The following is a 2,410-nucleotide window of genomic DNA, read 5'->3' as shown; positions in this document are numbered from 1 at the left end:
GCGGGCTCGAGCGTGGAGCTGGCCGAGAAGGCGGGGCGCTTGCTGGACCAGATGGTGCCGAACATCAAGAAGACCTCGGACCTGGTGCAGGAGATCACGGCGGCGTCGGAAGAGCAGTCGTCGGGCGTCAGCCAGATCAATGCGGCGGTGAGCCAGCTGAGCCAGACGACGCAGCAGAACGCGTCGAGTTCGGAAGAACTCGCAGCCACCTCGGAAGAGATGAGCAGCCAGGCCGAGCAGCTGCAGCAGGCCATGTCGTTCTTCAAGCTGGCCGGCGGCCATGCCACGCAGGCCGCGAAGACCTCGGGCCAGCCGCCGAGCAAGCCGGCCGCCACGCGCAGCGCCAAGGCGGGCAAGCGCGCCGCTTCGGGCGGCTTCAACCTCGCCGGCGGCATGGCGTTCGCCGGGGCTGGTGGATCGGGCGAAGGCCCGGACGAATCGCAGTTCGCCCGTTTCTGATTCAAGTCTCTGAACCAAGGAGTCCCGCGATGACCGCACTGGTCCAGACCCACCGCGCGCCGGCCACGGCCGTGGCGCGCCCTGTCGCCGCCGAGCCGGCGCAGTACCTCACCTTCATGCTGGCGGGCGAGATGTTCGCGATCGGCATCCTCGCGATCAAGGAGATCATCGAGTACCACACGCTGACCGAGGTGCCGATGATGCCGGACTGCGTGCGCGGCGTGATCAACCTGCGCGGCGCCGTGGTGCCGGTGATGGACCTGCTGGCGCGCTTCGGCCGCGCGCCGAGCCCGGTGACCAAGCGCACCTGCATCGTGATCGTCGAGGTCGAGGCCGAAGGCGAGCGCCAGGTGATCGGCGTCGTCGTCGACGCGGTCAACGAGGTGCTCGACATCGCCCTCGCCGACATCGAGCCGGCACCGGCCTTCGGCGCCCGCATCCGCACCGATTTCATCCACGGCATGGGCAAGGTGCGCGGCAAGTTCGTGATCCTGCTCAACGTCGACCACGTGCTGTCGCTGGACGACCTGGGCACGCTGGCCGACGCCGCCGACCGCACGCAGAACGCGCTGGCCGTCTGACGGGCCGCCTGATACTCAAGGGAAGACAAAAATGAACTGGTTCCATCGGATGAAGCTGGCGCACAAGCTGCTGGCGAGCTTCCTGCTGTGCTCGGTGCTGACCGCGCTGGTCGGCGGCTACAGCCTCTCGCGCCTGAGCGAGCTGGGCGGCATGATCCACACGACCTACGTCGACAACGTGCTGCCGCTGCAGGACATCTCCGAGGCCGGGTCGCGCCTGACCGCGCATTCGCGCTCCTACGTGCGACTGCCGGCGATGAAGGACCCGGCCGAGGTGAAGGAGACCATCCGGCGCTCGGCGACGCACCTCGACAAGTTCAACGCCGCGCTGAAGGCCTACCGGGCCACCAACCTCAGCGCGACCGAACAGGCGCTGATGAAGGAGCTCGACGCGCAATTGCCGAACTACCTGGCGCAGAACGAGAAGATCGCGCAGCTGGTGCTGGAGGGCAAGTTCGACCAGGCCTCCGACCAGAGCAACGGGCCGGCGCGCAAGGCCGTCTCGGACATCGAGGCCACGATGGCCAAGGTCATCGAGGAACTGGCGAACCAGACCAAGGCGACCAACGACGGCGCCGAGCAGACGGTGCGCCACACCTGGACGCTGATGCTGGCGGTGATCGGCGTCTCGGTGGTGCTCGCGATCGGCCTGGGCCTGCTGGTCACCCGCGTGATCGGCCGGCAGCTCGGTGGCGAGCCCGACCATGCCGCGGCGCTGCTGCACCAGGTGGCGGCCGGCGACCTGTCGGCGCAGATCACGCTGCGCCCGGGCGACGACAGCAGCATGCTGTTCGCGGTGAAGCAGATGGTGGCCCGCCTGAAGCAGGTGATCGACGGCCAGCGCCACGTGGTGGCGGCGGCGAACCGCGGCGACTTCAGTGCGCGCGTCGAGCTCGACGGCCTGCAGGGTTTCCAGAAGGAAATGGGCGAAGGCCTGAACGCGCTGGTGTCGACCACCGGCGACAGCATCGGCGACGTGGTGCAGGTGATGGGCGCCGTCTCCGAAGGCGACCTGACGCGCACCATCGAGCGCGACTACGAAGGCGCGTTCGCCGAGATGAAGGAATACGTCAACGCCACCGTCGACAAGCTGTCGCAGGTGGTGACCGAGGTGAACAGCGGAGCGGAAGCGCTGGCGGGTGCATCGGAAGAGGTGAGCGCGACGGCGCAGTCGCTGTCGCAGGCGTCGAGCGAGCAGGCGGCGGGCGTCGAAGAGACGAGCGCGTCGATCGAGCAGATGACGGCATCGATCTCGCAGAACACCGAGAACGCGAAGGTGACGGACGGGATGGCGACGAAGGCGGCGAGCGAAGCGGCCGAGGGCGGCGAGGCAGTGCGCGCGACGGTGGCGGCGATGAAGCAGATCAGAT

The 2,410-nt window shown here is 68.2% G+C and carries 2 protein-coding genes and 1 pseudogene; all 3 read left to right on the top strand.

Going from position 1 to position 2,410, the window contains the following annotated elements:
* A pseudogene (locus AC1D1T_RS31875) lies at positions 1-459 on the top strand (methyl-accepting chemotaxis protein); the annotation flags it as partial.
* 29 nt (positions 460-488) lie between these two features.
* The gene (locus tag AC1D1T_RS31870) at positions 489-1,040 is read left to right on the top strand and encodes a chemotaxis protein CheW (protein ID WP_047511153.1); all 552 of its coding nucleotides are present in this window, start codon (positions 489-491) and stop codon (positions 1,038-1,040) included.
* Between the two features lie 31 nt (positions 1,041-1,071).
* Positions 1,072-2,410 (top strand): HAMP domain-containing methyl-accepting chemotaxis protein (locus AC1D1T_RS31865; RefSeq protein ID WP_477993369.1); only part of this gene is annotated, 1,339 nt, incomplete at its 3' end.

It is taken from the genome of Rhizobacter sp. P2_H3 (assembly GCF_056403355.1).
Note: the sequence above shows the minus strand (reverse complement) of the source record. Positions and strands in the feature narration are given on the sequence as shown.

What these genes read in the sequence shown, in the direction of transcription:
- AC1D1T_RS31870 (WP_047511153.1), top strand. Translation starts at nt 489, where the DNA reads ATGACCGCACTGGTCCAGACCCACCGCGCGCCGGCCACGGCCGTGGCG.